Genomic DNA, 26,054 nt, shown 5'->3' on the forward strand with positions numbered 1-26,054 from the left:
AGAACAATAAATTATTGCTTGTCTAATTGTCTAAGTTTTTTTGCTATTTCAGGTAATTTTTTAAAAATACTTGAACTCCTTAGCCATGATTTATTATCCATCGCAGGGAAACCACTAATTACCTTGCCATCTTCTATGTCACAATGGATCCCGCATTTTGAACTCGCTATGACATTATTACCAACTTTTACTCTATTATTAACTCCTACTTGCCCTGCCAAAATAACACCATCTCCAATATTTGCTCCCCCAGCGATACCAACTTGAGCTGCAAATGCACAATTCTTACCAATCTTAACCCCATGACCTATTTGTACTAAATTATCCAACTTTGTTCCCTCATCAATAAAAGTAAACCCTACTGCGGGTCTATCAATACAGCAATTGGTTCCAATTTCTACAAAACTCATTATTTTTACGCCACCTTTTTGAGGCATCTTTACCCATTTGCCATCTTTAGGAATGAAACCAAATCCCTCGGAACCAATAACAGAATTCGAATTAATTACACAATTATTTTTTAGAGTGGTATTTTCGTAAATAACACAATTTGGATGAATTATATTATTATCTCCAATTCTTACATTTCCTAAAATTGATGATCCAGGAAGAATATGATTTTTATCACCAATTACAGTATTTTCTCCGATATAGACATTAGGTCCAATATAGCAATCTGCTCCAATAATTGCTGTTTTATCTATGACGGCTGAAGCGTGAATCCCTGGTATGAAATTGATCTTTTTGTATAAACAATTCAATACCTCTGCAAATGCAATTCTAGGATTTTTAACAATTATGTTTGATATATTGAGTTTCTTTAGGATACTAACGATTTCATTGTTATTAGTGGTTATTATTGCTGATGCTTTAGTTTGATCTAATTGTTCTTTAAGGATATTATTTTCTTCTAAAAAAGATATTTGATGGTTATCTGCAGCATCTAATGAGGCAGCATCATCTATATTTAAATCTTCTACAATATTGGCACTAATAAAATTTGAATTTCCTTTTTTTATTAGATCTACTAAATCACTTAAAAGCATTTGTCAGTTTTAAATTTTTTCTAAGAGAGAGCAAGAACATCTCTGTGTACGACAATTATCGAGGAGTTGTTATTTTCATTATTATTTAAGATACTTCTCAATTTGTCGCTACTTATTGATACTAAACCTTTTGCAACTTCTTTATCATTTGCATTTACGATTTTAACTGCCTGATTAACCGTAAAGTTACCCTCTACATTTTTAACACCAACTGCTAAAAGTGAAGCACCTTTTTTTTTAATTGCAAAAGAAGCTCCATCGTCCAAAGTAATTTTTCCTACGGTCTGAATCGCATGTGAAAGCCAACTTTTCTTGTTTCCTATAGGTTTTTCTACAGGATAAAATAAGGTTCCAATTTTATTATCATTAAAAATTTCAATTAAGTTTTTTTTATTAGTTCCATCAACTAGTTGGACTTCAACTCCTCCTTTTGTTGCTATTTCTGCAGAAATTAGTTTTGTAGAAATTCCTCCTTTTCCCCATTCGTTATTTGGATTTTGAATATTTTTATCTTTAATTTCCTTTAACTCACTATTATGAACCTCTTTAATAGGATGTGCATCTTTATTATTACGTGGATCTTTTGAGTATAGATTATCAATATCAGTTAATAAAATAAGCTTGTTAGCATTTATAGCTAACGCAACTAAGGCAGAGAGGGTATCATTATCTCCATATTTGAGCTCTTCATTTGATACTGTATCATTCTCATTTACTATTGGAATCACATTCAAATCGATTAATTTTTTTAAAGTTTTAGAAGCATTATTGAAGGATTCTCGTGAATTGAAATCAGCTTTAGTGATTAAAATTTGAGCAATATTGTGGCCTAATTTACTAAATACTTTATCGTATAAAGTCATTAAATTAACTTGACCTACTGCAGCAGTGGCTTGAAGGATACTTAAATCATTTGGTCTTGTTTTAATATTTAATTTTTGGCAACCTAATCCTACGGCTCCACTAGTTACTAAAATCAATTTATTTCCTTTTGAAAGAAAATTTGTAAAAGCTCTACAAAGGGTTTCAACAACTTCTTCAGTAGATTTTTCTTCTGTCCCTCTTAAAATACTAGTACCAATTTTTATAACCCAAATTTTCATTTTATAAAATGAGAAATTAATTTTTCTATTATTAAAGTTAAATTAAATTTTATAGGCAAGCCATCTCTCTTTAATCTCTTAACTAAAATTGTTTTTATATTACATCTATTTCCAACAATAATATCTGTAAAAATCCTGTCGCCAATTATGGCTATATTTTTTGGCTCACTGCCTATTTCTTTGATAGCGGACAAAGTTACTTTTTTTGAAGGTTTTGATGCATTGTATTTGTATCTTAAATTTAATTCTTTCGCTATTTTCGCGATTCTTTTTTTTGATGGATTATTACTTATTAGGTATAAGGAGAAAAGTTTTTTAGATTCAATGATCCAATTTTTTACAGCTTTTGGGATTATATTTGACTTTCTATTTACTAAAGTTCCATCCACATCTAGTAATAAAGAATGAATTCCTTGTTTTTGTAACTCAGATTGAGAAATCTTATATATTGGTAAATTTGAATCCCAACTAACTTTTAGGATAGATCTCATTTATTTTTAAGAATTACTTTTTTCTAGCTCAGTTTCAATTAAAGGTTGAATTTTATCGAACTCATCATCTTCAACTAATAAGGCACCTTTATCTTTTAATTTTCCGACAATAAAAAAAGGATCAAGTGGAATATATAAACCATATTCCTGGTCAAAAAGATTAAAGTTAACAAGCAATTCAAAACTCTCACTATCATCATCGATGTAATCTTCTTCTAATTCATCGTAAATTGGTTCTTCAAGTTCTCCTGAAACCGTTAATGTAACTGCTGATCTGATCAGTCTTAAATCATGTTCTTGAAGAACCGCTTCAGCATTTTTTAGTATTTGTTCATTTTTATCTATTTTCTCAATTAGTTCAGGTTCATCTTTTTCATTTATTTTGAAAAGACTTACTGGAGTATCAACTGGTGTTAATAAAGCATATTCTTTTCCCTCAACAATTACTATTTGTTCAAGATAACAAAATAGCTCGTTTCCATTTGAGTCATTTAGTATTAGTGTCTGTGCATCATAATTATCATTTGAGTTTGTTTCTTTCATTTAAAATTATCTATCCTTTTTAATACTAATATTTTATCTGTCTTTTACCAGCTAATTCTTCTAATTCAGGACCTTCTTCTATCCATTGTTCAAGTATTATTTTTGCTGAAAAACTATCAATCAATCCAGATTTATCTTTTTTAATTCCAAATCTATTTGATGATTCCCAAGTTGAACTATGTTCGTTGACGTATGAGAATGGAAGCTTTAATTTATTTGAAAGTAATAGACCGTAATTTTTACAGTCAATAGCTTGAGGGGTCATTTGACCTTGCTCATCAAGAGGGAGACCAACAATAAAACCAGTCAAATTAAATTCATCTATGTGATTTCTAATAATTTTAAGCTCTTGATTACTTTCAAACCTTTTTACTGCTGGAAGTATATTTGATGTTATGCATAGAGGATCACAATAAGCCAATCCTATTCTTTTGGTACCTACATCCAAACTCAAAATTGACCTAGGTTTGGGTTTGCAAAATTTCACTTTGTTTTTAATTGAATAGGAGATGGATATGGAGTACCTTGTGGGCTTAATTTTTCAAAGATTGATTCTAAAGATTGATTTATTTTATTTACTTTTTTGGCTTCATTCTTAACAATTGTGTTCCTGATAAGAATAAGTTCTTGATTTTTTTCTTTCAGATCACATTCTTCGAGAAAAAGATTTAATTGAGAATTTTCTTTATAGGTTTTTAAATAGGAAGCAGGAGATTTTTTAAAAAATCCTTTTATAAATTCTTTTAGAACAGAATTGAATCTATTATCCCAATATCTATTTATTGTTAAAGTATAAATTTCTTCGTTTTGATAATTTATATCTTTTAAAATTGTACATAAAACAGAATTTTCATATATTATCGCACCACTTTTAGAGTTATTTCTTTTAAGGATATCGTCTTGATAAAAATCTAAAATATTTCTTATTAGGGGTGATTGATTTGATCTTATGAAATTGACTATTTTCAATATATTTTGTTGCTTAATTTTTTGGAGTTCATTCATTAAAGTATAGCTTTGGGTATTTTGCCTTATAGATTTATTTAGATCAGAACCATCCCAAAGTATTATCTCTCCTAATGGTTGAAAGCCTAATTCTCTTGAGGTTGATATAAGATCAACATTGTTTATATCAGCGTTAATTATCCAACTTGAAGTTTTGATGTCTTTTATTGAGATAGATTTTTTTATCAATCCTAAAGTTAATTGTTTATCTGTTAAAGAACACTTGTTGTTAATCAACTTGGGCTTAGATATTTTTAAGCAAGTCTCTTTTTTGTTTAAAGGAAAAATATTCAAATAACCAATAATTTCGTTTCCGTATATAGCAATTATGCATTTATTTTTATTTTTCTTAAGATTATTTAAAAAAATTTTTAAGTCATCAAAGGTATTTATAATTGCCATCTTTAAAAACCAATTATTCAATTCCTTATTTTTAATATCTATTAAAAGATTAATGTGTCTTATATGGAGTTCTTCAAAAGTTACTTCCATTCCTTTTTTCGATTGAAAAGAATAAGAGGTATCTTTTTTCATTTACTTTTTTTCTCTTATTAATACTATAGGGGTTTTTTCATCTCCATTGCCAGCTGGATTAGATATTAAGTTTCTTTTGAGTATTTTATTTACTTTTTTATTTGAACTAGCTAAGACTTTCACACCTCCAAGATCATTAACATCGACAACAGCAACATCTATATTTAGATAGCTAGAGACCTCTTTACAAAATAAATCCACATTGAGAGGGCCCATAACTATACTCTTGTCGTAAGGTACAACTGTACCGCTTATATCATCAATGAGGGATGATTCTGAACCAGTTAACCTATAAAACATACCCTTAGTACCAACTAATTTGAAGAGAAATCCAACAAATAGTGCAAAGGTTATTCTTGTGACTCCGATTCTATTTATTAATAATTGCATGCCGCAAGCTGTTGCGAGACTGCTTGTAGGGTGAAAAAAATAACATAAAGCTTTCGAAAATAAACTATATTCTAAATTCTGAGGGGAAATATATCTATTTTGCATAATCGCTAGCGGACTCTCGCCGATTGTTAAAATATCATTTTTTTCTACAATTCCTTTGCAGTATTCAATAACAGTATTTACTGGGTTATCAAAGCAACCAAGTAAATCAGTTTTAATAGCAAAAGCTTTATATTTATTATTTATTGGAATTTCAAAAACTTCTTTTGGCCTTTGTTTTTGACCATCTAAATTAATTAACAAACAATCCTTATTATTTGAAATACCAAAATGTCCATAGTTCTCCCAATATACTTTTAGCCATAGATATTTTATTTTTTTTCTAAAATTATTATTGCTAAATTTATATATGATTCTTACAAATAATTCTGAATTTGACTTGATAATTGTTGTTGGCCAGTAATTATTTAAATTCTTAATTTTATTATTTTCATATATATAAATATCTTCTTGATAATTTAAATTTTGGCAATATTCGTTCCCTTTACTTTTAAAAAAATCTAATTCAAAATTTATATTAGATACCATCGTCTCTTTGGTTTTACTTTTATTAGTTATTTTTAAATCAATAATTAATTCGTTTAAACCATCCTTTTTTTTGAGTTTGTAATTTATAGGTACCAGAATTAACTTTGATTTGGGTGAGTTTTTAATATATAAATCTGAAAGAATTAAAAAAATTAAAAGAACTAAGAGGATATTTATTAATATCATTTTTTTTAATTAATTTTCTTTTTATCTTTTTTTTCAGAAATTATACTGTTGTATTCATTAAAACTTTCTACAGAAAATGTAGTATCTTCTATATCAATTCCTTTAAGTTCTCCTATAACTTTGTTTAATTCATCGATATTAATCATTCCATTTTTATCATATTTAACTTCACCATCACTATTTAAAATAATGGTTTGTGGAATTAATCCGTTCCAATAATAATTAGGTTCATTTCTAAGATCAGACTTTTCTTTATCCTGTAATTCATCAGTAGTTAGAGCAATAATATCTATATTATTTCTCCATATCAAATCTAAACCAGATATTATCGGAGCCATAGCTTTACTATCTGAGCTATCGTCAAGATAAAAAAATAAAACCGCGACTCTTTTATTTTTTAATGATTCCAGAAGAGTTACCTGAGGAGGAACTATAGCCCCATTTCCTGAGTATATAGGAAAGATGTTGCCATCGTAACTATCAGAATCTCTAGAGGCATTTGCTTGATATGGACTTAAGAAAATTAATGCTATTAGGATCCATTGAATTATTTTCATTAAAGTTTAAAAACTTACTTTGAACTTGATCTTCCTAATCCTTGAAGGATTCCTTTCCCAACTAAACCGATAGCTTTGCCAACGACCTTTGTAAGGAAAGTTACGAAAAGATTACCGATATATTTTACAGCAACTTCTAACTGCGGTGCTACGGCATCTCTTATCTCAACTAACAATGTAACTTGTTTTTGTAGCCATTCTAGATTCTCTAATTCTTTCTCCCTATTTTCATTTTTAAAGTATCGGGTAAATTTTTTATCGATAATATCAATATATTCTCGTTTACTCTCATACAAGTAGATAGGCATATAAATATAGTCATGCCAGCGATTGTAGTTATTAATATTATTTCTAAATCTTTCAAAATTTCTTGTCGATTGTAATTCGGGATTTATAAGTACAGTCCTTAATTCAGGCCAATACGAACAAATATTAAAGATTTCAGAAGCTAATAAATTACAGTTTCTTATTGTCCAATTTGAAATTATATTTTCAAGGATCAAAAATGATTCTGTTTCATATAGAGGGAGTAATTTTCCATCATAGTCAAGAGCTTCATTTTTAATAATTGGCTCAATAAACATTATTGATTCATGTGATTCTCTATCTATCTCTTCGCAACTTACTTCACTATAAATAAAATCATTTATTGATATAGATTCGCCTCCTTTTTTTAATCGAAAATAGCTGTCTGTGATATTTGAAATTGTATTAACTTTAAGTTCTTTTATAAGAGAATTTAAATCATCTTGAAAATCTTTCTCCTTATAGTTTTCCTTAATATTTTTTACTAAATTATCTAACTCATCTAACATTTTGCAAATTAGTCGTGAAATGAATTCTTTCTTTATCCCAGAGAGAATTATTGATGAATTATTAAATTCAACCTGTAAGTTTGTTGAGCTATACCTTTCTTTTAGTCTATCTAAAATTAAATTCCATATTTCTGTAGTGTTTTTATCTTTAATGAATACAGTGTTCTTATTTTCAAGATTAATTTTATTTTCAGTGTAAACTGCCTCTGTATAAAGTTCTAGTGAATTACCCCATAAGAAAATTAGAAAAGATTTTGCAGTAATAAGTTCTCTTAATCTTCCTTTTAAAATAAATTTATAAAATTCTGGTGTTGAATCAGAGTTGACATATTTGAATATATAATTAATTTCAGAATCTATTTGTTTAAGACCTGAAGTTAGAATTTTTTGACTAAAAGAGAGAGGCTTATTTTTGTTTAATTGAACTCGGGAATTATTTTCTATATCAAATACCCTTCCTCCATTTAAAATGGTATCAATAGATTCAAGAACTTTCTCTGCACTGGGATTCAAAAGAAAACCTTCAGCATTTAATGATGGAGAGGTATTTGCTTCATAAACAAGTTCGCCAGAGAGAATTATAAGAAACTTTGACTCATCATATCTTTCTCTTAATTTTAATAATTCTAACCTTATAAGATCTTCTGATTGGAAATTAAGAACATTCCATATAACTAAATCCGGAGTTTTATCACCTATTCCATTATTAAAATTAATATCTAAATTTTGGTCTAGTGATGTTAACTTAAGTGATAAAGATTCTGCTATTAAGCTTGGAGCAATAATCAATATCGATTTTTTTGAAATTAATTCCAAGACTAGATTTCTTATCTCTTATACAAAATTAACTAACAATTACTGCAAGCACCAGCCTTAAATCAATTTTTATACTCTTTTAAGCGTAGAAATTTCTGTTTAAATCAAAGTCATTTAATCTCTCTGATGACAATACATTATTCGCTTCGTTTATCGTGAATTTATTTTCATATAGAGCTTTACCTACAATTACTCCTAAGAGTCCAGAGTTTTCAAATTTTACTAACGATAATAAATCAGAAATTGAACCAACACCTCCTGAGGCTATTACTGGAATATCTGTAATTTCAAGTATGCTTTTTATGAATTCTTCATTTGTCCCTTCTAACGTCCCATCTGTATTTATATCTGTAACAATAAAACTAGCAATTTTAAATGACGAAAACTCCTTTACTAGATCTGTGGCAAAAATATTAGATTGCTCAAGCCAACCCCTTGTACTAACTTTTCCATCTTTTGCATCTATCCCAACAATTATCCGTCCAGGAAATTTATTTGATAACTCTTTAACTAGCTCTCTATTTTCTATTGCAGAGGTTCCCATGATAACTTTTTCAATACCATAAGAAAATAGTTGTTCTATCCTTTCTTGAGACCTTATCCCCCCGCCTATTTGAATAGGTATGTTAACTGTTTTCGCAATCTTTTTTATTGATTTATCGTTTGTTGGGGATCCAGTTTTTGCAGCATCCAAATCAACTATATGTATATATTTGGCCCCTTCGCTTTCCCAAAATTTAGCTTGCTCATGAGGCTCTTTGGTGAAGTCTTTTCTTTTATTAAAGTCACCTTTAAAAAGCCTTACACACTTACCATTCATTAAATCAATTGCTGGTATTAGGTCCATAGAATCATCCTTTTCATTAATTACTTATTAGTAGTACTATTCAATATGTAATTCTATTTAAGATTACTACTTCAGTTAAATATTTTTTGAATATGAAAATTCTTGTAATGGGTGGCACTAGATTTGTTGGCAAGTCTTTGGTTGGAAAGTTATTAAGTAAAAATTATGATATTGATATTTTCACGAGAGGTAATAAAAGTAATCCTGAAAAAACAAATTTAATTAAGGGCGATAGAAATAATTCAGAAGATATCGTCAAGCTAAGAAATAAAAAGTATGATGTTGTTTATGATATTTCTGGACGAGAGTTAGAACAAACCAAACTTCTTATAGAAAATTTAGATAACTCTTTTCAGAGATATATATATGTCAGCTCTGCAGGTGTTTATAAAGAAAATTGTGAAATACCCTTATCCGAATTTGATCCAATTGATCCAGATAGTAGGCACAAAGGAAAGTTTGAGACAGAAAATTGGTTAAAAAACCAAAAAATTCCTTTTACAAGTTTTAGACCTACTTATATTTATGGACCAGGAAATTATAATAAAATTGAAAATTGGTTTTTTGAAAGGTTATTTACTAAAAAATCTATACCAATCCCTGGTGACGGGTCTTTAATTACTCAGCTAGGCCATGTTTCTGATCTAACTGATGTAATGATTAGGTGCATAAATTTTGAAAATTCCAAAAATAATATTTACAACTGTTCAGGTGAAAAAGGAGTTACAATAAAGGGTTTAATTTATTTCTGTGCGAATGTTCTTGGATTAAACCAAAATGAGATTTCTTTAAGAACATTTGATTATCAAAAATTAGATCCTAAATCTCGAAAGGGATTTCCAATTAGATTAAATCATTATCAGACTGATATCTCTAAGATAAAACGTGATTTAGAGTGGGTGCCAACTTTTGATTTACTTAATGGTTTAAAGGATAGTTTTGAGAAAGATTTTAATAATAAAAAGAGTGAGGATTTTGATGAAAATTCAGATAATATTCTTTTTATTTCTTAAATAGCCTAATAAAGTCACAAAAGTCAGGATGAATCCTAACCAATAAAAAATTAATGACAAATTATTCATTAAGCTAATTTTTAATGGTGTAAAGAAGGTAATTACTGAAATAAAAAAGAAAAATGTTTTATATTTACCTAACATAGATGCTGGTAAACCATCTTTTGTAGAGTTCCTCAGGCCAGAGATAATTAATTCTCTAAATAAAATTAATGACAAAGACCAGAATGGTATAAAATTATTTTTACAAAGGAAGGTTAAAGGAATTAAATAGAATACTTTATCGCTTAAGGGATCAAGGATAGCTCCTAATCTGGTTTTAAGATTAAATTTCCTTGCAATTAACCCGTCAAAATAATCAGTTAAACCTCCAATAATTATCAATATAAAGACATAAATAGGTCTGTTAATTTCTAAAAAAAATATTAATGGAAATACAAGGAAAAGGCGAGATATCGATAATAAGTTGGGAATATTCAATGCCAAATTTTTAAGATTTTTTCTTAATAACAAATTAGTTTTTGTATGTAAAAAATATATTACACTCTCAACAAGCTTAAATTTTTAGTAAAAATTCTAAATGGTTTTAAATGCTATATTCTAAAATTAAATTTAAATCTGAATCCTAAAGATTATAAAATCAACTTCTCTTTATGAATGATGATGTTTTATATTACAAAATTATTCCTTATATCTAATGCAGCCTCATAGCCTAAAGCTATCTCCAGAATCTGATTTGATAAATTCAATTAAAGAATATTCTTTATCGAATAATTTATACGGGTATGTTTCTGGAGTGGTTGGTAATCTTAGAACAGTTTGTATTCAATGCCCAGGAAATCAAGAGATAAATAAATTTGAGGGAAATCTAGAGATAGTTTCTTTAAATGGACATTTTAATAAAGGAGATGTTCATTTACATTTGAGTTTTGCAGATGAGGGATGTAACGTCTTTGGTGGCCATCTTGAGGAGGGATGTATTGTAAAAAAAGGTACTGATATATTATTACTTTCTTTTGAACAAAAAATTATTAATATCTCAAGTAATGATTTATTAAAAAATGAATCACGTGTAAAAGCATATATTTTAAAGGATTGTCCTTGGTCTAAAAGAGCAATTAGGTTGCTTAATTCTTTATCTATCCCTCATGAAGTTACTTTAATAAACAATGATGAGAGCTTTCAAAAAATAATGGCTCAAAGTAGCCATAATACTTTCCCTCAAATATTTTTGGATAATAAATTTTTTGGGGGATATGATGAACTTTTGGAACAAGCAAAATTGGATAACTTAATTTCATTTAAGTAATCTAAATTTTTTAACTATTACGATTAGTAAGTTTTTCAGCAACTAATTCGTCCTCTAACTGCTTTATTAATCTTGATACAAGACTTTGAAATTCTGGTTGACAGCCTTTAAATGCAGCTTTATGTCTTATTGGCTCATTTCTAGTTCTTAAATCAGTAAGCATTAACTGTAATGCGTCAATTTTGGGATTTATTTTCATAGTTTTAATTTATATATTTACATCTTTTAAATCATTTGCATAGCTTTTTTAAAAGATATCTTTTTATTATCATTGGAACTTGTAACTTCTATTAATTTATTTATAGATTCTTTGTTTTTTAAAGAATCTATACAACATTGCGCAACTAATCTTCTTGGGATTGATCCATTAATTTGAGTATCCTCCTTTGAATAATTTATATTTTCTGATTTGATATCTTCATTTTCCTTTAATCCTCCAGGTCTAATAATAGTCCATTCGAAATTTGAATTTCGTAGAAAGTTTTCCCCTAATTTCTTCCAAATAAGAATTAAACCAAATAAGTTTAATGGGTGAAATAATTTACCAGTACAAAGGGAACTAACTAAAATAACTCTTTTAATACCAACTCTTTTGCAACTCTCTAATTGCCTGTATACACCTAATGCATCAACCTTTGCAGGACCAGTTAAATCTAATGATGCTCTCGCTCCAGTAGCAATTATCAAAGCATCAATATCTTTTAAAGCTTTATCAAGTTCTCCTTTTTTGTCTAATGACACCCTAATTGTTTCTAAACTCTCTAGTCCTGCTAAGACTTTTGAATTCTTTCTGATGATTTGCCTTACTTTATATCCTTTCTTAACTGCTTCTTCGGAAATTCTATAACCTGTTTTCCCCGATGCACCAGTAATTGCTATTTTCATGATTAAAAACTAATTTAAATATTATATAGATTTCTTAAGGCTTTTTACATACAAATTTCTTTTTTCTTTTGGGATAAAGAGTGCGACATAAATAACATTTTGTTCCATCACAGCCTCTTGCTGTGCAGTATTCTCTGCCATAAAAGATTATTTGCAAATGTAAGGTATTCCAATCATTAACAGGAAATATTTTTTTTAGTTCTTTTTCTGTTTGAACTACGCTATCTCCATTTGATAGACCCCATCTTTGTGCCAACCTGTGTATGTGAGTATCTACTGGGAATGAGGGTATTTTAAACACTTGAGCCATTACAACTGATGCTGTTTTATGACCTACCCCTGGAAGAGATTCAAGCTTCTCAAAAGAATCTGGTACCGTACCATTGTGCTTCTCAATCAATAATTTAGATAAGTTATAGATGTTCTTGGATTTTTGATTTGATAGGCCTAAAAATTTTATGTATTCGTAAATGCCATTAATACCTAGCTGCATCATCTTTTCTGGATTATCTGCAACCTTAAATAAGCTTTTTGTTAATTCATTAACTTTCTTATCTGTTGATTGAGCACTTAAAACTACGGCGACTAGTAGTGTATATGCATTTGTATGATCAAGGGGTATTGGAGGCGATGGATATAGCTTTTTGAGTTCTTTGCGTATTATTTCTGCTCTTTCAGACTTTCTCATTAAATTTGAAAATTAAATGGTGTATAAAATTATACAAGGGATATTTTAGGTGAATATTTTCTGCTAACTTAATATATTTGAATAAGAAGAACTTAGTGAAAAATGATGCGTTAGTAATTGATGATTTGCATCATAAATATGATAAGCGAGAATCTTCAAACTGGATATTAAACGAAATTAACCTTAAAATTGAGAATGGTGAATTTTTAGGGTTGCTTGGCCCTTCTGGTTGCGGAAAAACTACTCTTTTAAGATTAATCGCGGGGTTCGAATATCCCTCTAGAGGGAGTATTTCTCTAAATGATAAGGAAATTTCAAGTAGGAAAAAAATTCTTAGTCCTGAGAAAAGAAATATTGGTATGGTTTTTCAAGACTATGCACTTTTCCCTCACTTAACTGTTTTGGAAAATGTAATTTTTGGTTTGAAAAACAAAAAAGACAGATCTAGAGTTGATTATTTATTAAATGTTGTTGGTCTTGATAGTTTTGTTGGAAGGTACCCACATGAACTTTCTGGAGGCCAAAAACAAAGACTCGCAATTGCGAGAGCTCTCGCTCCAGGTACAAATTTTATTTTATTAGATGAACCTTTTTGTAGTCTTGATATGCATGTCAAACTAAAATTGAGAAGTGAACTCCCTAATATTCTAAAAGGTTGTAATGCAAGCGGATTGATGGTAACTCATGATCCGGAAGAAGCGATGTCAATTTGCGATAAAGTCGCCGTTATGAATGATGGGAAAATACATCAAATTGATACACCAATTAACCTTCTAAATAATCCAAAGACCATATTTGTTAGTAGTTTTATTTTGGGCAATAATATTATTAATCTCAAAAAAAATGGTAATTCATATATTTCTTGTTTAGGTGAAATAAATTGTTCAGAGGATTTGAAAAATACAAGTATCAAAAGTATGTCAATTTCGCCTAAATTTATTTCAATTAAAAGATTAGAATCTGGTGATGCGATTGTTATATCTAAAGAATTTCTTGGAGAATTTCTTATTTATAAAGTATCTATTAATGGAAACATATTAAGGGTTAGAACTGATATTAATAATCTTCTAAATAATGGTGATAAATGTTCTCTTTCTATTAATAAAAGTAGTTATTATTTTTTATATCCTGGAGCACATAAGGTACATATTTAGAATTTATTTATAGGCAGTTACACTTGCCTCCCTTCCAATTAGAGCATTTTTTCTTTTTACATTTCTTTTTTTTACTTTTATATATTTTTTTAGTTAATAGCAGTTCAGAAAAACTGTACTCTAAATTCATTTATAGTATTGCGAGTGATTTTCATTATCATATTATTTAATTTAATTTAAAGGATTTAATAATTACTAATTTATACAAAATGTTGTATTATTTATTTAGATACTTAGTTGAAAATGAATGAAAATAATTTAAAAACAAAGAAATTAATTAATTTTGGTCCATCTGGAAGAGCTGTTGCTCAACCGATAGACAATAGTTTATTGGATAACATTTTTGAACATCTAACAATGGAAAGATATGCCAATGTTCAATATTTTTCTATGTATCTATGGTTCCAAGAACGTGATTTAAATGGATTTGCTTCTCATTTTCTAAGTGAATCACAAGGAGAAATGGAACATGCTCAGAAATTTGCAGATTACTTAATCGCAAGAGGACAAAGCGTAAAATTAGAAGAAATTCCTTCACCCGTTCAAGCATGGGATTCTATAGAGGAGCTGATTTCTTATTCTTTTAACATGGAGGCTGATTTAACTTCATCTCTACAACAACTTTATTCCATATCAGAAAGAATTTCAGATACAAGAACTAACGTATTTTTAGATCCAATTATAGAGGCTCAAACACAATCAGAAGATGAATTTGCGAACATACTTGGCAAAGTAAAGTTTGCTTCTAATCAACCTTCGGCAATATTATTAATAGATAGTGATTTAAAGAAAAAATAAACTACTTTCAAATTTATTTTCATTCAATGTCCTTTTTGTTATTTCAAAAAGTAAATTCGAAAAGTTGATTTTCTCATTATTTTTATTTAAGAGTTTAGCTATTTTATGAATCTCATTAACTCTTTTAAAAATATTTTTGTTTTCAGTAAATAACCTTCCCTTCAATGCTTTATTATCTGTGGTTTTGTAGGATTGCTTGATATTTCTGAGTCTATTCGATAAAACATCAATTTCCATTAACAAGTTGTTTGTAAGTGATTGTGATTCCTTCATGTTTTTATAGCGGCGATGTTTCAATAAAAGAAGGGGCAACACTGACTGTTTGGGTCCCGAGAGGAGCTATTAATAACTCAGATGATCTTAATTTAGAAATTAATCTTGTTGATGTTACTCGTGTAGAACCGATTAATTCGCCAATCCTTTCGTGAGTTAACCTAAAAGGTAACTCACACCATTGACCACATCTTCTACCTAGACGATTTACTAGTATTGAAAACAAGGCTTGTAATCGCTGTTCTGCATTCCCTAAGTGTCTAATCCTAAGGAGCTGCAAAGTCCATTCATTTACTGCATCGAAACCCATATTCTCATCAATATTTACATTGCTGTGAAACGACAAATCTGTTAGTGCTTCAACGCAGACACCTTCGCTACATAAAAGGTCTGTTCTTAATTGATCCCCTGATTGTAAAAATGCGAGTGTCATTCCTTCAGTTTCTTCACAAGGACAATAAACTCTTGCAATTCCACTTTCAACTTCTAGGCAAGTCCCTTTTGGTCTCGATGAAGGATCTATTAATACGGATTGTCCAGTTATTATCCTTACTAATTTTGACGGAGATTCTCCATAACTATGGAAATTCATTAATTTAAATATGATAATGAGAATTATTATCAATTATGCACTATAAATTGACTTATTGCAATAGATTCTCATTATCAACATGTTTCTGAAGTTTTTCTTTACATAGTATTTAGCAATATAATTTAGATAGAATTGCTAAAAATTTTATTTTAGATGAGCGTAAATAGAGTTTGTTTTAATTGTGGAAGTTCATCGTTTGTCTCAGATCGATCTTTAGGAGGTAAGATTGTCTGCTCTAAATGTGGATCTTCTTCATTTAAAAATAAATCCTCTTCATTTTTAAAAAGCAAAAAGTTTATTTTTCTCGCTATTGCCATAGCTATTTTTATAATTGTTATTTAGGTAATCTGTTTATATTCCAAAGTCCATTATTTTTAGTCACCTCTACATCAATACCGTATAACTTATTAAGATTCTCACTATTTATAACCTTATTTTGATGACCTTCAGCGATTATCTTGCCATCTTTTAGCATTATGACACGATCATATATTCTTGTAATCATAGAAATATCATGAGTTACGCAAAGAATTCTGGTATTTAATTTTGATAATTCATTAATCTTATCAACTACAAAAAACTTTGATTTATAATCTAGATTTGCTATTGGTTCATCTAGAATTAAGATTTCCGGTTTTTTGATTAAAGCCCTTGCAATGATAGAAATTTGTTTTTCTCCATCGGATAAATAGGCAAAATTCTTTTTAGATAAATTAGATATATTCATTTTTTTCATGATTTTTTCCACCTTATTTGAATCTTTTTCAGATTTATTTTGTACGTAACAATATCTTCCATATAGTCCACTTAAAATTAAATCAAAAACTTGTAAATTTGGATTTATTCTATTTTTTATATCATTATTTACAGTACTTATTTTTTTTCTTAGTTCCCATATATTTATAAGTTCTTTGTCAAATATCTTCAGTTTCGATTCATTAGCTACTACTGGGTATAAGTTTCTATTAATTATTTCAATTAGAGATGATTTACCTGAACCATTTGGTCCAATTAATATTACATTTTCTGAATAAGAAATCTTTAAATTTAAATCTTTAATTACTCTGAAGCCATTCCTAAAACAATTTATATTTTTTGCGTCAAACCAAAATTTATTAAACACTAAAACTTATTACTCCAAAATATAATCAATTGAATCGAGCTTAAAATAAATATAAAGAGATAAAGCCAATTCAACCATGAAGGTCTATCTACTTTCTTCATGGATTATATTATTAACATAAAAAATATAAGCGGAGCAGCAAATCTTACAAATGTTTTTCTAATAATATCTATATTATTTGCAATTTCTAACTTCTTTATTTCAGGAGGGTATTTCAATATAACTTTGTCATATACATCAAGATTTTGGGTGTTGTTAATATTGTTCCATGGTTCATCTTTATCTTCAGACTTCTTGTACCACTTCCAAAAATAATTTATTATCCTATCTTCTCCCAATAATTTTATTTCATCCTTACTTATATATCCCATATCGTGATTATATGTTTGTGTTTTTAAAATCATATAATCCTCATCGAATATCTTATAAAAAATCTTTCTTTGAGTCTCTTTAAATAATAAGAGGTTATTAAGTAGTTTATTTTGTAGAAATTTCCTGTAGTGTCTTACTATCACTCTTGCTTTGTTATTTCCTAGAGGGATATGATCTAAAACTTGTAAATATCTTGATGAGGAAGGATCGCCTTTGTAAATTAATATCCTTCCTGGAGGTATGTACTTTATCCGAATAAATTCTTTTGTAGGGTCATTCTTGTAATAATAAATACTTTCAATGTATGAGGGATTAATATTAATTTTCTGGTTAAAACTAACTAATACGTTTTTATTCACATCTTTATCTGGGATTGTATCGCCATGAACCCAAAAGATATGAAGGATATCTAGGTGATTTTCAATAATCCTTGACCAATCACATTTGAAGTCGACTAATACCTCCTCAAAGACATAATCCTTATGTGAAAAACCATTTTCATATAATTCGTAGTTACTTATAGGTGTATCTTCACTTATGTTATTTAAATCAGTCTCAGATTTTTTAGAAAATTGTACAAAAATATATCCATTTTTTTCTGAAGTTTTGTATTGAGATAAATGAATTCTTTTGGCGTAGTTATCGTAGTTATTATCAACTATATGGCGACAAGTTATTCTGTCGAGATTTTGGCAACTTCCTCCAGATGAAAACTTAGCTCCATGATATGGGCACGTTATTATTCCATCTGATAATGTCCCTCCAAAAAAGGAGGCCCCTCTATGTGGACAGATATTTTTAATGCACCTAACGTTTTTATTTTCATCTCTATAAAGAACAAGAGGCTCATCATAGAGTGAAAAATAATATAGCTTATTTTTTTTTAGTTCTTTAGAGGGACAAATTGCATACCAACCAAATAAACCTATATTTAAATCTTTTTGAGTTTCTCTAATATCAAACGAGTCAATTTTTACTACCGTTCCTTTTTTAAATGGCTTAAGAACGGTATTAAAGTCTTTTGATTTAAAAAAATTAATTTGTCTGTTTTCCATAAATTAATTTCTTTTTTTAAATGACTGTTTATCTTTCGGAACTATAACCCAAGTAAATAATCAATTTCTTATAAAAAGAAAATTCTCTATTATTTGTAGCAATAATTATGTAGTTATCCAAAAATATTGAGTCTCTATCGTATCAATGTATATTTATTTCATGTTTTTTGTATCTTTTGTGATTCTTTCAAATTTTTTATGTAATCAATAGCATCATCAATATTTTTGTGGAAATTACATTGACCTAAATAACAACCTATAAATCTTAAAAATTTTCTCTTGCCACCACTAATTTCATATCTATGTATTGTTCCGCCATCTATAGGAGCATAAATAAGTTCTGGTAGTGCCATATTAATTTTGTATTTAATACTTAGTTAAACAATAATTCATGTTTAAATACATTTCCATAGCTCAAAACATATATTTAATAATTAATTTACTTATTTTTGGATAATTATTTATTGAATACCCATATATTATTTGTTATCTATTAATTATTGATATAAATTTTTTATTATGCCAAAAGCAATTAGGCGTTTTTTAAAAAAATTACCAAAAAAAATTCAAACTATAAAATACTCATTTAGAGAGTTTTTATCATCCAAAATATGAAATAGCTGTTGTGGTTAATAAATTTTTAATAAAACATAGTCAGGAGAGTTGAATTTTAAACTATATTGAATTTGCAATTTTTGAAAAATTATGATCAAAAGGGTTTTTGCGATATTCACTTTAACTTTGCTTTTTCTATTTAGTAGTCCAGTTTACTCATTAGATACTTCTTCTAAAACTCTTGAAAAGTATACTAAAAAGATTTCTAACAAATTCACTAGAACTTACTGCAACACTTCCAAATTCGGTATTTCTTATGAAGGAGCTTTGGCATTTGCTATTGGAGAAACTAATAAGGAATTTAAAAATAATAAACTCAATAAGTTGATAGATTATTCTCATCTAAAAAATTCAATAGTTAATGATTTAGAAAATAATTGCCAGTTTTATGATTTCGATATTAGTAATTTAGAAAATTTAAAATTCAACTAGAAAAATGTAAATTTTAAAGGCTTATTTTTTACCTATCCAATCATTGGGTTTCTCCATCATCCATTCGAAAACTCCCTTTGCATCAAGGTTTCTAGATGCATAAACAAATAAAATTGGAAATATTAAAATTACTGCGCCAATAACTACTAACTCTATTTTACCAATCCCCATCTCTGTTACTGTTAAGGCAAAATAATTATTCATTATCTGTATTGAATTAAAAATTTATATCTACATAATTTACAAAAAATTTTAATTCTTTCACTTCTTTATAAAAAATCTTAATTATTTATAGTGAAATATATTTGTATAAAGTACCTATTTTATTGATTCAGAGTTTTTAATAATTTATATAATATAATTCTGTTTGATGGTTATGAATCATGAAATTATTATTTTCACACCTATTTTTGCATTATTGATTGGATTTATAGTTTTTACAATTTTAAAAAAAAGAAAAAGATCAGCTAAAAGTATTTATAAATTAATAGATGATTTAGAAAAAAAATACATATATTAATCTTTTTTAGGAGAAAAATTTAATCAAACTCTATACCTACTTCTTCTTTTAAATCTCTCTCCAAATCTGGAAGATGAGGTTCAACCCAATGATCTTTGTTATCAATGCCAGCTGCATTTACATAATTCATGATGTGTTTATCCACTTGCTTGTAAAGATCATGCAAATTTAAATCCATACGTATATCATGTGCAATTTCAGAGACTTGTTGTTCTGTTAGACAATGATCTGGATGAAGTAAATCACAACATGGAATTCTCTTCTCAATCAATTCATTTAGATTGATTTTTATTTCGTAATCTTGATGGACAGTCATTTAATTTATAGCTTTTATATTATTCTAATTATGTTTAAGGTTTTGTATATCTTTAGTCAAGAAACAAAGTTCTTTAATGCATATACAGTAATTTTAAATAAATAGATCTTCTAAATCTTTATACAAATCATCATTCTCTTTTTCGTTTTCTAGATGGTCATGGTGATCTACTGAGAGTTCTTTTTTTGAGGTGTAGAAAAGATATCCAAGGGCTCCTAAAAGTAATGTTGTTGGTAAAATCATTAGCATTTAATTGACTTATAATGAATATAGTGCAACACTTATTACAGTCAAGTGCTGAACTTTAATTAATCTTTAAATGCCTACCAAGAAAAAAAGAGTTGGTTTTATTCCTAGAGAAGATGTTATGAGAATAATTGACAAGTTGAGCATAGAGAACAATTTAAGTAATTCAAAAATAATAAGTATTTTGGTAGAAGAAGCACTTTCTATAAGAGGTATATTTAATAAAAAAAATGGTAAAGCAGCTCAATCATATCAGCTAAATGAAGATAATCCACAAAACTCATTTGATAATTCTGGTGACTTTTTAGATAAAGCAAAACTTTCAATTGATAATAACTTAGGCAAGCATTTTATTCCTAGTAAATCAACACATTTAAATGAGGAGAATCAGGAGTCTTTTGACTTGCAAACTTATAAAAAGTTTTTATCATTCCTAAAATTTCAGGAAATGATGGATAAATATAACACTTAATAAAGTGTTGCTAAGTGATACACTGTGCGTTAAATTTAATTTGTATTTATAGGAGATTCGCATATTAAAGTTATTTTTAGAAATTTCAAAAACTAAATTCAATTAATCTATAAAATATTTATTCCTATGAATTCATCTCTCCCAGTGCCATCTGTAAATCTACTACCTCCAGACAAGTTATATTGTAATTTTAGTTATTGGAGTTCTTTGTTCTCTCAGGATATGCAAATATTATGGGATAGAGCGCATGGAGTACCTTTAGAAAAACTGCCCAAAGGAGTTTCTGATATGATTTTTCCTTATTTATTGCTTGCACTCTCAGACTATAAGACTTCGCAAATAAATAAAATGAATGGAGTAGGATTAGATAATCTATTGAGCCTTTGGTTTGATAAGTACTTATTAAATAAAAATGGTTACTTCGAGTTAATTAAAAAATAATATTTAAAATTAGCAGTTAATATCAAATTTGATTGCCATAAAAATTTATTACGTTTAAAAAATTTTTAAGTGATTCTTTCCTAATTGTCACATCAATAGTTTTGCTATAAATATATTAAAAGGTTTGATGATGAATTCTTTAAATTTCTTTTTAGCAAATATGTGTATTGTCGTTTTGATAATGCAAATCAGGAGAGATATAAAATTAAGATAATCATGATAATGAAATTTAATTCAAAAACCCTAAGCTTGATATTAAATCTGTTATTTTGCTTGTTTATATTTATTATTTAATTTTTTAGTCTTTATTAATTATCAAAAAATTCAAAAGTTAATTTTAGAATTTGGTTGACTTTTTTTGTTAATGCGATGATAATATCAAAAATAATTTTTTAATTGTGAATCTTCTTTCAGATACTTTTGATGATTTTGTTGATGATCTACTTTCATCCGATACTAATTTGTTGAAAGGGGAACTTGATTTTCTGCTTATGCAGCATTTATTTAATTCAACAGATTTGAAGTGTATTAATAAAAATGAAATTGAAGATAACGAATCATTAGCTGCTTAATTTCTTATGAAATTTTTTTATGAAAAGTTTTGGGTTCCAGTTTTTGGTTATATTTTATCAAAATTTGTTTTTTTAATAGAAGGTAAAAAGCAAGTTTCTAAAAATAAAAACAAATAGTTCAATTATTTTTATTTTTTAAAGTATCTTTAAATACATAATTTCAGTCAATATATTTTGATAACCACAAAAGATGTACTTTAAATTTACGATTATATGCAAGGTTGAGATATAAGATAATTGCTTTTAAGCAAATTAAAATGAACAAAAATGATATGTTGAAGCCATATACGGTTCATTATCGTAATTTACAAAATATAAGATTAGAAAATTGTTTTTATGCTTTTGACGCTTACGAGGCTAGAACACTAGCTATGGAATTTAATAAGTATATAAATGAGCATCCGAACAGTATAGACCTTATAAGATGCGAAAAATGAATAAAAGTTTTATGTAAACTAATTTGTTTAAACACTTAAGAACTTATCTATAACTGCTTGACTCAACTCACTAGTATTTCCGCTAGCAACAATACCTCCGCGTTGCATCGCATAATATCTATTGGCTTGTCTTACAAAATGCAAGTGTTGTTCAACTAATAAAACACCAATTCCTGTATCTCTAATTATCTGGTTAATTGCATTTTCGATGTCTAAAACTATATTAGGCTGAATACCTTCCGTTGGCTCGTCAAGTAATAGAAGTTGAGGTTTGCCCAGCAGTGCTCTTGCAATAGCTAATTGCTGTTGTTGTCCTCCACTAAGATCTCCCCCTTTCCTTTGAAGAAAATCTTTTAGGATTGGGAAGAGATCATAAATAAATGGATCTATTTTCTTGTTCTTAGATAATCCACCTGGTAGAGACTCCATTCCTAACATAAGATTCTCTTCAACCGATAGATATGGAATAATTTCTCTCCCTTGAGGAACGTAAGCCATTCCTTTCCTCGCCCTCTGATGAGGTGCTTTTCTATTGATATTTTCACCAATCAAATAAATATCACCTTTTTTTTGTTTTAACAAGCCAATTAGTGATTTCAATAAAGTTGTTTTACCAACTCCATTTCTTCCAATCAAACAAACCATTTCTCCTGATTTAACATTTAAATCTACATCTCTAAGAATATGACTCTCGCCATAATAGGTATTTAACGATTTTATTTCGAGTAAATTTTCCATAACTAGTCCTCAGGTCTTCCTAAATAAACATCAATAACTTTTTTATCTTTTTGTATGGTTTCCATCGTTCCCTCACATAATACTGTGCCCTGATTTAATACTGAAACATTACTATCAAGTCTTCTTATAAATTCCATATCATGATCTATTACCACTACGGTATTTTCTCCTGATAAAGATTTTAATAAATCAGCTGTAAGATCAGTTTCTTCATCAGTTAAACCAGCAACAGGTTCATCTACTAACATTAAATCTGGCTTCTGTCCTACTAACATGGCTATCTCGAGCCATTGTTTTTGGCCATGTGATAGAGATCCTGCTTTAGAATCCACTTTTTGAGCTAAATTAACAATCTTCATAAGACGGTCAATCTCGTTAAGCTGCTCATCCTTAATACTCTTATTTATAAGGTTTAAGGGACTTTTAGGAGTTGTCACCGAGATTTCAAGATTTTCTTTAACTGTTAGATTCTCAAAGATTCTTGGACTTTGGAACTTTCTTCCAACTCCAAGTCTGGCTATTTTATGCTCCTTTCTACCTACTAAAGATTCCCCTTTAAAAATTACTTCACCTTTTGTTGGCTTAACTTTTCCAGTTATTACATCAAGAAATGTTGTTTTACCTGCGCCGTTGGGTCCTATGACAGCTCTTAATTCTCCTTTCTTTAAATTTAAATTTAGTTTGTTAAGAGCTAAAAAACCCTCGAAACTAACAGTAATATCTATTAAATTTAGAAGATCTTTATTATTCATTATTCTCCTCCTTATTGTTAACTTCTAAGCTTGGATAGGTTTCAATCTTCCTTTTCAAACCAAATCTTTGAAGAAGATTCCTAGGACCATCTCCTTGAATCCATCCTAAAACTCCCTCTGGCAGAGCTGTTACAACTAAGATAAATAACCCTCCTTGAATAAACATCCAGCTAGCAGGTAACGCTTCACTAACTAGACTTTTTGCATAATTGATGAAAACTGCTCCTAGTATCGCTCCCAATAAAGTTCCTCTTCCTCCAACAGCAACCCAGATAACCATTTCTATAGAAAAGGGAACCGTCATAAATTGAGGTGATACTATTCCAGACTGAACAGTATATAAAGCTCCCGAAATACCTGCGAGACCACCAGCAATAGAAAATATTATCGTCTTGAATATGACTGGATTGTATCCTGTAAACCTAACTCTTGGTTCATCATCTCGTATTCCTATAAGGATATTTCCAAATCTCCCTTTCACTACCCACTTTGCAAAAAACCATGCGGCTATTACTAGTATGGCAGTTATCCAAAAGAATATTCTTTGCATGGACTCAGAACCTACCATCTGACCAAATAGTTGGGTTACATCTGTTTTTAATCCATTTGTTCCATTTATAAGTTTTTGTTGTCCATTAAAAAAATTAAAGAATACAAGAAGAGAAGCTTGAGTAAGTATAGAAAAATAAACCCCTTTGATTCTATTCCTGAAAACAAGAAATCCAATTAAACCAGCAACCAATGCTGGAATTATCCAGATAGCGAAGAAGGTAAAAACAGGCGATCTAAACGGTTCCCAGAAAAAAGGTAATTTTTCTACACCATATAAAGCAAAAAATTCAGGAATATTATTTGGAAATTCAGAAGAGCTGGTTATTTGCAAATACATTGCTGCACAATATCCACCTAGTGCAAAAAATATACCTTGTCCAAGACTTAGTAAACCTGTATATCCCCAGATAAGATCAACACCAAGTGCAACTATGGATAAAGATAAGTATCTACCAAGAAGGTTTAGTCTAAATACAGGGAGTAGAGTTGGTGCTGCAATAATTAAGGCTATTAATATTATCCAAAATGATAATACTATTTTTTTATCAAATTTAATTTTACTTAAGGACATTAGTTTTCAACCATCCTTCCTTTTTGAGGAAATAAACCTGTAGGTTTAAATTGTAAGAATATAACAATTAGTGCAAATATCATTACTCTAGCCATACTTGTGGTCGCAAAAAAGTTGATTGTGTTTGATAAAGGTAAAGGCATGTCTGGCCATATTGATAAGAGCCTTCCAGCTCCAATTAAATCAGTCATTATTCCTATTCCAAATGAAGCAAGTACTGTTCCTAATAAATTTCCTACTCCTCCCAGCACTACAACCATAAAACAACCAACAATATAGTTTCCTCCAACATTTGGTCCTACAGAACCTAAAAGAGATACTGCTACCCCTGCAACTCCTGCTAAGCCAGATCCAATTCCAAAAGTAATTATATCCACTTTTTCAGTAGATATACCAAGGCAATCACTCATTTGTCGGTTCTGAGTAACTGCTCTTATACGCATCCCCCAAGCACTTTGATTAAGAAATAATGTAATTGCTATTACAGAGATTAGAGTAATGACAATTATCATTAATCTTGTTTTAGGAAATGCAGTGCCAATAATTTCTACTTGACCTCTCATCCATGAGGGTGCTGTTACATCAACATTTCTTGCGCTTGCTCTACTAAGTTTGCTGACTGAGGATGAGATTACGCTACCTGTCATGACCCCAGTTAAAGCGGCAAATATCCAAGAACTAAATTTAAAATATTTAAAATTTATTGATTCTTTTATTTTTGAAGGGAATGTTGCTGGTAAGAATAAACCAATTAATAGACTTATAACCAGACCGGTCCCATAAGCTAAAGGTACACTTCTTACAAATTGTTGAAGAATTAAGCTTACGCCCCAAGTTGCGAGAAGTGTTTCTAGTGGACTTCCATAAAGCTTTCTTATTATGGTTTTTTCCAGGAGAATGCCTACTACCCCACTAACAATAAAAGCGAGGAAAATAGAAACTATTATGTAAGAATTGTAGAAAGGTTTTAATAAAGGTAATTTGAAAATTAATTGTGTTACGTATGTTGTGTAAGCCCCAAGCATCATAAGTTCTCCATGGGCAAGATTTATTACACCCATAAGACCAAAAACAATTGCTAGACCTAATGCAGCAACAAGTAGTACAGATCCGATTGCAACACCGTTAAAAAGACTATCGAGAAGTAACTCCAATTTAGAAAAAGAAAATATTTGATTATATAAAATAAAAGGAGGTGTTAACC

The 26,054-nt window shown here is 28.9% G+C and carries 36 protein-coding genes; 9 read left to right on the forward strand and 27 right to left on the reverse strand.

The window, feature by feature from the left end; genetic code table 11:
* Nucleotides 1-11: 11 nt before the first annotated feature.
* The 10 genes from lpxD to hisA all read right to left on the reverse strand — a co-directional run bounded on the left by lpxD (nt 12) and on the right by hisA (nt 8,924).
* Complete coding sequence (gene lpxD, locus HA149_RS04110; protein WP_209113276.1) at nt 12-1,046, reverse strand: UDP-3-O-(3-hydroxymyristoyl)glucosamine N-acyltransferase; 1,035 nt, start codon at nt 1,044-1,046, stop codon at nt 12-14.
* A 20-nt stretch (nt 1,047-1,066) separates the two neighbouring features.
* The gene (gene proB / locus HA149_RS04115; protein ID WP_209113279.1) at nt 1,067-2,149 is read right to left on the reverse strand and encodes a glutamate 5-kinase; all 1,083 of its coding nucleotides are present in this window, start codon (nt 2,147-2,149) and stop codon (nt 1,067-1,069) included.
* Nucleotides 2,146-2,640: a YqeG family HAD IIIA-type phosphatase gene (locus HA149_RS04120; RefSeq protein ID WP_209113281.1), complete on the reverse strand. Its 495-nt coding sequence runs from the start codon at nt 2,638-2,640 to the stop codon at nt 2,146-2,148. Before HA149_RS04120 ends, proB begins: the two co-directional genes overlap by 4 nt.
* 6 nt (nt 2,641-2,646) lie before the next feature.
* The gene (locus HA149_RS04125) at nt 2,647-3,183 is read right to left on the reverse strand and encodes a DUF3727 domain-containing protein (RefSeq protein ID WP_209113283.1); all 537 of its coding nucleotides are present in this window, start codon (nt 3,181-3,183) and stop codon (nt 2,647-2,649) included.
* Nucleotides 3,184-3,208: 25 nt separating this feature from the next.
* On the reverse strand, nt 3,209-3,670 hold the full coding sequence (gene ruvX / locus HA149_RS04130) for a Holliday junction resolvase RuvX (RefSeq protein WP_209113285.1): 462 nt from the start codon (nt 3,668-3,670) through the stop codon (nt 3,209-3,211).
* Nucleotides 3,667-4,722, reverse strand: a complete 1,056-nt coding sequence (locus HA149_RS04135) for a hypothetical protein (protein WP_209113287.1) — start codon at nt 4,720-4,722, stop codon at nt 3,667-3,669. Before HA149_RS04135 ends, ruvX begins: the two co-directional genes overlap by 4 nt.
* Nucleotides 4,723-5,889 (reverse strand): hypothetical protein, encoded by a 1,167-nt coding sequence (locus HA149_RS04140; protein WP_209113289.1) that lies wholly within the window; start codon nt 5,887-5,889, stop codon nt 4,723-4,725.
* Nucleotides 5,890-5,894: 5 nt separating this feature from the next.
* The gene (locus tag HA149_RS04145) at nt 5,895-6,446 is read right to left on the reverse strand and encodes a thylakoid membrane photosystem I accumulation factor (RefSeq protein WP_209113291.1); all 552 of its coding nucleotides are present in this window, start codon (nt 6,444-6,446) and stop codon (nt 5,895-5,897) included.
* Nucleotides 6,447-6,460: 14 nt separating this feature from the next.
* On the reverse strand, nt 6,461-8,077 hold the full coding sequence (locus tag HA149_RS04150; RefSeq protein WP_209113293.1) for a DUF3685 domain-containing protein: 1,617 nt from the start codon (nt 8,075-8,077) through the stop codon (nt 6,461-6,463).
* A gap of 79 nt (nt 8,078-8,156) precedes the next feature.
* Entirely contained in the window at nt 8,157-8,924 is a 768-nt protein-coding gene (gene hisA, locus HA149_RS04155; protein ID WP_209113295.1) for a 1-(5-phosphoribosyl)-5-[(5-phosphoribosylamino)methylideneamino]imidazole-4-carboxamide isomerase, read from the reverse strand.
* A 92-nt stretch (nt 8,925-9,016) separates the two neighbouring features.
* Between hisA and HA149_RS04160 the strand changes: the two genes are divergently transcribed.
* A complete protein-coding gene (locus HA149_RS04160) occupies nt 9,017-9,937 on the forward strand; it encodes an NAD-dependent epimerase/dehydratase family protein (protein WP_209113297.1) in 921 nt (306 codons plus the stop codon).
* Here the strand turns inward: HA149_RS04160 and pgsA are convergent.
* Nucleotides 9,911-10,450: a CDP-diacylglycerol--glycerol-3-phosphate 3-phosphatidyltransferase gene (pgsA, locus tag HA149_RS04165; protein ID WP_209113299.1), complete on the reverse strand. Its 540-nt coding sequence runs from the start codon at nt 10,448-10,450 to the stop codon at nt 9,911-9,913. The genes HA149_RS04160 and pgsA overlap by 27 nt on opposite strands.
* A gap of 184 nt (nt 10,451-10,634) precedes the next feature.
* Here pgsA and HA149_RS04170 point away from each other — a divergent pair, with 184 nt between their 5' ends.
* Nucleotides 10,635-11,246 carry a PCC domain-containing protein gene (locus HA149_RS04170; protein WP_209113301.1) on the forward strand — a complete coding sequence of 204 codons (612 nt, stop codon included), beginning with the start codon at nt 10,635-10,637 and terminating at the stop codon, nt 11,244-11,246.
* A gap of 10 nt (nt 11,247-11,256) precedes the next feature.
* Here HA149_RS04170 and HA149_RS04175 read toward each other — a convergent pair whose 3' ends face one another.
* The 3 genes from HA149_RS04175 to nth are packed head-to-tail and all read right to left on the reverse strand — an operon-like array spanning nt 11,257 to nt 12,819.
* Complete coding sequence (locus tag HA149_RS04175) at nt 11,257-11,445, reverse strand: hypothetical protein (RefSeq protein WP_209113303.1); 189 nt, start codon at nt 11,443-11,445, stop codon at nt 11,257-11,259.
* A 26-nt stretch (nt 11,446-11,471) separates the two neighbouring features.
* A complete protein-coding gene (locus tag HA149_RS04180) occupies nt 11,472-12,131 on the reverse strand; it encodes an SDR family oxidoreductase (protein ID WP_209113306.1) in 660 nt (219 codons plus the stop codon).
* Nucleotides 12,132-12,165: 34 nt separating this feature from the next.
* On the reverse strand, nt 12,166-12,819 hold the full coding sequence (nth, locus tag HA149_RS04185; protein WP_209113308.1) for an endonuclease III: 654 nt from the start codon (nt 12,817-12,819) through the stop codon (nt 12,166-12,168).
* 95 nt (nt 12,820-12,914) lie between these two features.
* On the opposite strand from nth, the gene HA149_RS04190 reads away from it, so the two are divergent.
* Both HA149_RS04190 and HA149_RS04195 read left to right on the forward strand, forming a co-directional pair.
* On the forward strand, nt 12,915-13,973 hold the full coding sequence (locus HA149_RS04190) for an ABC transporter ATP-binding protein (protein WP_209113937.1): 1,059 nt from the start codon (nt 12,915-12,917) through the stop codon (nt 13,971-13,973).
* 243 nt (nt 13,974-14,216) lie between these two features.
* Nucleotides 14,217-14,771 (forward strand): ferritin, encoded by a 555-nt coding sequence (locus tag HA149_RS04195; RefSeq protein WP_209113310.1) that lies wholly within the window; start codon nt 14,217-14,219, stop codon nt 14,769-14,771.
* Here the strand turns inward: HA149_RS04195 and HA149_RS04200 are convergent.
* The 6 genes from HA149_RS04200 to HA149_RS04225 all read right to left on the reverse strand — a co-directional run bounded on the left by HA149_RS04200 (nt 14,757) and on the right by HA149_RS04225 (nt 18,539).
* Complete coding sequence (locus HA149_RS04200; protein ID WP_209113313.1) at nt 14,757-15,044, reverse strand: hypothetical protein; 288 nt, start codon at nt 15,042-15,044, stop codon at nt 14,757-14,759. The genes HA149_RS04195 and HA149_RS04200 overlap by 15 nt on opposite strands.
* Before the next feature lie 4 nt (nt 15,045-15,048).
* A complete protein-coding gene (locus HA149_RS04205) occupies nt 15,049-15,636 on the reverse strand; it encodes a Crp/Fnr family transcriptional regulator (RefSeq protein WP_209113315.1) in 588 nt (195 codons plus the stop codon).
* Between the two features lie 149 nt (nt 15,637-15,785).
* On the reverse strand, nt 15,786-15,953 hold the full coding sequence (locus tag HA149_RS04210; RefSeq protein WP_209113317.1) for a hypothetical protein: 168 nt from the start codon (nt 15,951-15,953) through the stop codon (nt 15,786-15,788).
* A 17-nt stretch (nt 15,954-15,970) separates the two neighbouring features.
* Nucleotides 15,971-16,759 carry an ABC transporter ATP-binding protein gene (locus HA149_RS04215; protein WP_209113319.1) on the reverse strand — a complete coding sequence of 263 codons (789 nt, stop codon included), beginning with the start codon at nt 16,757-16,759 and terminating at the stop codon, nt 15,971-15,973.
* Between the two features lie 104 nt (nt 16,760-16,863).
* Entirely contained in the window at nt 16,864-18,186 is a 1,323-nt protein-coding gene (locus tag HA149_RS04220; RefSeq protein ID WP_209113321.1) for a Rieske (2Fe-2S) protein, read from the reverse strand.
* Nucleotides 18,187-18,344: 158 nt separating this feature from the next.
* Nucleotides 18,345-18,539 (reverse strand): hypothetical protein, encoded by a 195-nt coding sequence (locus tag HA149_RS04225; RefSeq protein WP_025931807.1) that lies wholly within the window; start codon nt 18,537-18,539, stop codon nt 18,345-18,347.
* A gap of 352 nt (nt 18,540-18,891) precedes the next feature.
* Between HA149_RS04225 and HA149_RS04230 the strand changes: the two genes are divergently transcribed.
* Nucleotides 18,892-19,233 (forward strand): RNA-binding protein, encoded by a 342-nt coding sequence (locus HA149_RS04230; protein WP_209113323.1) that lies wholly within the window; start codon nt 18,892-18,894, stop codon nt 19,231-19,233.
* A gap of 21 nt (nt 19,234-19,254) precedes the next feature.
* On the opposite strand, the gene HA149_RS04235 is transcribed toward HA149_RS04230, so the two are convergent.
* The 3 genes from HA149_RS04235 to HA149_RS04245 all read right to left on the reverse strand — a co-directional run bounded on the left by HA149_RS04235 (nt 19,255) and on the right by HA149_RS04245 (nt 20,312).
* Complete coding sequence (locus HA149_RS04235; protein WP_209113325.1) at nt 19,255-19,437, reverse strand: hypothetical protein; 183 nt, start codon at nt 19,435-19,437, stop codon at nt 19,255-19,257.
* 335 nt (nt 19,438-19,772) lie between these two features.
* Nucleotides 19,773-20,069: a hypothetical protein gene (locus HA149_RS04240; protein WP_025931810.1), complete on the reverse strand. Its 297-nt coding sequence runs from the start codon at nt 20,067-20,069 to the stop codon at nt 19,773-19,775.
* A gap of 93 nt (nt 20,070-20,162) precedes the next feature.
* Nucleotides 20,163-20,312 (reverse strand): hypothetical protein, encoded by a 150-nt coding sequence (locus HA149_RS04245; protein WP_209113327.1) that lies wholly within the window; start codon nt 20,310-20,312, stop codon nt 20,163-20,165.
* Nucleotides 20,313-20,388: 76 nt separating this feature from the next.
* Here HA149_RS04245 and HA149_RS04250 point away from each other — a divergent pair, with 76 nt between their 5' ends.
* The 4 genes from HA149_RS04250 (at nt 20,389) to HA149_RS09530 (ending at nt 22,237) form a co-directional block, all read left to right on the forward strand.
* Complete coding sequence (locus HA149_RS04250; protein WP_209113329.1) at nt 20,389-20,787, forward strand: hypothetical protein; 399 nt, start codon at nt 20,389-20,391, stop codon at nt 20,785-20,787.
* A gap of 126 nt (nt 20,788-20,913) precedes the next feature.
* A complete protein-coding gene (locus HA149_RS04255) occupies nt 20,914-21,228 on the forward strand; it encodes a hypothetical protein (RefSeq protein WP_209113331.1) in 315 nt (104 codons plus the stop codon).
* Between the two features lie 398 nt (nt 21,229-21,626).
* A complete protein-coding gene (locus HA149_RS04260) occupies nt 21,627-21,800 on the forward strand; it encodes a hypothetical protein (RefSeq protein WP_209113333.1) in 174 nt (57 codons plus the stop codon).
* Between the two features lie 257 nt (nt 21,801-22,057).
* Complete coding sequence (locus HA149_RS09530; RefSeq protein ID WP_245154666.1) at nt 22,058-22,237, forward strand: hypothetical protein; 180 nt, start codon at nt 22,058-22,060, stop codon at nt 22,235-22,237.
* Between the two features lie 27 nt (nt 22,238-22,264).
* Here the strand turns inward: HA149_RS09530 and urtE are convergent, their stop codons facing one another.
* Genes urtE through urtB form a run of 4 tightly spaced genes read right to left on the reverse strand, consistent with a single transcriptional unit; the run spans nt 22,265 to nt 26,004 of the window.
* A complete protein-coding gene (urtE, locus tag HA149_RS04265) occupies nt 22,265-22,975 on the reverse strand; it encodes an urea ABC transporter ATP-binding subunit UrtE (protein WP_025894429.1) in 711 nt (236 codons plus the stop codon).
* Nucleotides 22,976-22,977: 2 nt separating this feature from the next.
* The gene (urtD, locus tag HA149_RS04270; protein ID WP_209113335.1) at nt 22,978-23,727 is read right to left on the reverse strand and encodes an urea ABC transporter ATP-binding protein UrtD; all 750 of its coding nucleotides are present in this window, start codon (nt 23,725-23,727) and stop codon (nt 22,978-22,980) included.
* Nucleotides 23,720-24,850 carry an urea ABC transporter permease subunit UrtC gene (gene urtC / locus HA149_RS04275; RefSeq protein ID WP_209113337.1) on the reverse strand — a complete coding sequence of 377 codons (1,131 nt, stop codon included), beginning with the start codon at nt 24,848-24,850 and terminating at the stop codon, nt 23,720-23,722. Before urtC ends, urtD begins: the two co-directional genes overlap by 8 nt.
* Complete coding sequence (gene urtB, locus HA149_RS04280; RefSeq protein ID WP_209113339.1) at nt 24,850-26,004, reverse strand: urea ABC transporter permease subunit UrtB; 1,155 nt, start codon at nt 26,002-26,004, stop codon at nt 24,850-24,852. The genes urtC and urtB overlap by 1 nt, the downstream gene beginning before the upstream one ends.
* Nucleotides 26,005-26,054: the final 50 nt, after the last annotated feature.

Origin of the sequence: Prochlorococcus marinus XMU1406, from assembly GCF_017696055.1 — a bacterium.
Taxonomy (GTDB): Bacteria; Cyanobacteriota; Cyanobacteriia; order PCC-6307; family Cyanobiaceae; genus Prochlorococcus_A; species Prochlorococcus_A marinus_W.